General features: G+C 59.6%; 3 protein-coding genes and 1 pseudogene. All 4 read right to left on the reverse strand.

Going from position 1 to position 3,257, the window contains the following annotated elements:
- Positions 1-432: 432 nt before the first annotated feature.
- The 4 genes and pseudogenes from FJ398_26935 to FJ398_26950 all read right to left on the reverse strand — a co-directional run bounded on the left by FJ398_26935 (position 433) and on the right by FJ398_26950 (position 3,014).
- On the reverse strand, positions 433-636 hold the full coding sequence (locus FJ398_26935; GenBank protein ID MBM3841514.1) for a hypothetical protein: 204 nt from the start codon (positions 634-636) through the stop codon (positions 433-435).
- An 844-nt stretch (positions 637-1,480) separates the two neighbouring features.
- Positions 1,481-2,185: pseudogene (locus tag FJ398_26940) on the reverse strand (type I restriction endonuclease subunit R).
- A 185-nt stretch (positions 2,186-2,370) separates the two neighbouring features.
- Positions 2,371-2,622: a hypothetical protein gene (locus FJ398_26945; protein MBM3841515.1), complete on the reverse strand. Its 252-nt coding sequence runs from the start codon at positions 2,620-2,622 to the stop codon at positions 2,371-2,373.
- Positions 2,623-2,666: 44 nt separating this feature from the next.
- Positions 2,667-3,014, reverse strand: coding sequence for a DUF3800 domain-containing protein (locus tag FJ398_26950; protein ID MBM3841516.1), 348 nt, complete (start codon positions 3,012-3,014; stop codon positions 2,667-2,669).
- Positions 3,015-3,257 lie beyond the last annotated feature (243 nt).

Genomic DNA, 3,257 nt, shown 5'->3' on the forward strand with positions numbered 1-3,257 from the left:
ACTGTCGCTCCAAGTTTTGCTGAACCCGGAGCCAAAGCCGGTTCAGAGTGCTGACTTGGCAATGGCGGCGGATGAGAGGCAGAATCATTGCCGATGACCGATGGCCCGACAGGTGCATTGAACAAGAACGATGCGCGGTTTGTGGATACGAGAAGCGCTCCTCGCAATGCGCGGCAGGTCTTGTTGCGGCTCACATCGAGTGGCCGCAGGCTGGTGGTCCGACCAGTGAGGATTCTCGCCGAGGATCATTTTTGTCGCGCTTTCGGGGGCGGCGCGCACAGGCACGCTTGCCCTGGCCTAATCTCCTGTCAGCCCTCTGCCGGAAGGTTCGCGCCGCCTCCACCTGCTCGATGACCTTCTTAATTCGGGCCAGCAACACGGGGTCGGCTATCGCGGTCAGGTCCGCGTCGAAGGAATCCCGAAACGCCGTGTTCACACCGCGCGGGCGAGTCGCTGAAAGATTTTCTTTCGACTGGTGAGCCGAGTCTTCTGGCCGTCCTGAATGGCCCTCAGCATGGCTACGTCCTCCAGACTTTCCTGGAAGGCGTCGCGCAACAGATCGTGGCGTTCTTGGAGGACCTCGATCACGGCATCTTTCAAGAGGCTCTTGAGGCGGCGTTCTTCGACAGCAGTCATGGCGCAAGGTTACGGAAGCGTCCGGGCCAGTCAAGCTCATGAGCCGAACGGAGCCGTAACAATGCCGTCGTTCAATCCTCAAGATTACTCGCCGCTTGCGATCAACTTTCTTGGCGCCTATTACAGGCGGCAAAAGATGAAACGGAGCCGAAGCTTGGTGGCGATTATCGAAAGGGCGGTGAGGAGTTTGGCCGCAAGAAACAAAAGGAGACGAAAAGAGGTCGCGGCCATGACGGCAGGGTCTCTTTCGTTTTCTTTCATTCTTTTCGGCTGAATCTCCGCCTCGGTTTCACCGTCGTTCAGATTCGACAGGTTCTTGGCCGCGAGAGAACACAATGCGGCGCAGCCGCAACCAAAGGAGCGCGGCTGGGGTCGCAGCCCCAGCCGCAGCGCACCAGAGCCATCTGAAATGCTGCGGTTGATGCTTCGCACACAGCCGTGCTCCAAAATCTTCGCAACACAATGTTCGATTCCGACGTCTCGCAGTGCAGAGATCGCAAAGAATTCAGGGAAATCTGCGTGTGTTTTTCTTTCGCGCGTTTTGCGCCTTTTTGCGGCAATTTCGTCTTCATTACGTTCGGTGTCGGCCGCGCTGGATTCTTCCGCGGCTGAGGCGGGATTCGCGATGCCGCAGCGGGCTGGACGACATAGTTTCCAGACATGGTGAACGTTGCGGATAGGCTAATTAATGTTGAACACAAACAACGCCCGGATGCCGTTCTGCGGATTCATGTAGGTCGTCAGGTTCTCGTCGAACGCCGCAATGGAAGTGCGAAGTGCGAAGTGCGAGGTGCGAAGTTCAGTCAGTTCGCCAATCGAAACTAGTCATTCGACATTCCGACGGCGCGTTGAACCAGAAGAGCTGCGGGATCTCCGCCTTGTAGTGCGTCAGGTTCTCGTCGAACGCCGCGCGCGCGGGCACGCCGGGCTTCTTCAACTCGATGACCACCAGCGGCAGGCCGTTGACGAAGCCCACCAAATCCGGGCGGCAGGTGTAGAGCGCGCCCGTGACGCTGAAATGGCTGACCAACAGGAAATCATTGTTCGCCGGCTGCTCCGAATCAATCACCCGCACTCGGACCGTCGTCTGCCCGCCGCTGGTAGGGCGTGCTGTCCCCAGCGCGCCGCTTTGCGATGAACCTGGAACGGCGCGCACGGAGTGACGCGCCCTACCTTCAGCGTCCGAACCTCCCGTGTCTGCCACTGACACCGCGATGCCATCTTTCAGAAGCCGGTAGATTTCCCGATTGGCCGCCGGAAGCCCCATGGCCGAACGGTCGCGGGTCAATTCATCAATGGCGGCGGTGATGGCTTCGGGCGGCAACGTGGGATTGAGCTTCTCCAACGCCGCGCGCAACCGGGGAACAAGCACCACCTCGCCCTTGGTTTCGCGCCCGAGCAACCCGAACTCATCCACGATGACTCCCTCTCCCGCTGGGGGAGGGCCGGGGTGAGGGTGTGGCAACGCCACTTGCCAACCTAGCTCCGCGAACAACCCGATGGCGGGCTGTTCGACAAGCTGGTCTTCGGTGTAGGCGTGGGCGCTAATTCCATCAAATACCCGTCAATTACCCAAAACGCTGAAGACCAACGGCCTCGACGACTAAAGTCGCCGCCATTTGCGACCGAATCAAATATCGAGCTTGGCTCATTTGACAGGCGTGGTATAAGTTTTGTCATCTCATCTACCCATGGTAGAAGGAGTTGGGCCGACGTTCTGCGTCGGCCTTCTTTTTAGCTCGGCAAGCGTCGCTCATATTTCCAGCGCAGCTTTCTACGTTCGTGCTCGAACTCCACCCAATAGGCGGTGATAATTCTGCGACTGTGATCGCCCATCTTGCGCATGATGATGGCGTAATCGTGTTCCGGCAGCCAGACGTAGGTGTTGATGCTGCCATCGTCTTCCACGAAATCCCACGCCAGCACTTCGGCGGCGGTCGAATTCTCAATCAGCGGACGCGCCCATGGCAGCCGCGCCGAACGCATCGGATCAATCTCCCGCTCGCCCGTTGCCGGATTCTTTCGGCTGGTCAGATGCACAAACACCTCTTGTAGTAAAACGCGTCGTGCGACCCCTTGTTGAACTGCTGATGGTTCAACCGCTCCTTGTGCTGGACGACCAGGCCGCGAAAGTGCAGCGCCGGTCGGGCGAAGAACCAGTCCACTACCGCTTCGTAGAACGCCATCCGGGATTTGGAGACCTTCGTCCACTTCAACTCTCCCTTCGCGTTGTGCTGCTGCTTGAGTGCCCGCAACTCGGCGGCCAGACCGCCCGCGTCCGCCTTGGCGCACCACACCGCGCCCACCAGCATCACCGGTTCGCGGTCATTCTCCAGATGACAACTCTCGTCGCAGTAAATGTTGTAGAATTCGCTCATAAAGTTCTGTCCCGGCTGTCAGAGGTGCTCGCCAGTTCCTCCCCTCTCCCGCTGGGAGAGGCTGTGTGAGGGAGCGCAGCTTTCCCCGACAGCAGACGCGGGAGCATGGGATTCAACTTCTCCAACGCCGCGCGCAACCGGGGAACAAGCACCACCTCGCCCTTGGTCTCGCGCCCGAGCAACCCCGCGTCACGCGGCTCGCCGGCAACGCCAGTCGTGGGCGGCGGCCCGGCTGCTCCCTCT

The sequence above is a fragment of the Verrucomicrobiota bacterium genome, from assembly GCA_016871535.1.
In the GTDB taxonomy this organism is placed as follows: Bacteria; Verrucomicrobiota; Verrucomicrobiia; order Limisphaerales; family SIBE01; genus VHCZ01.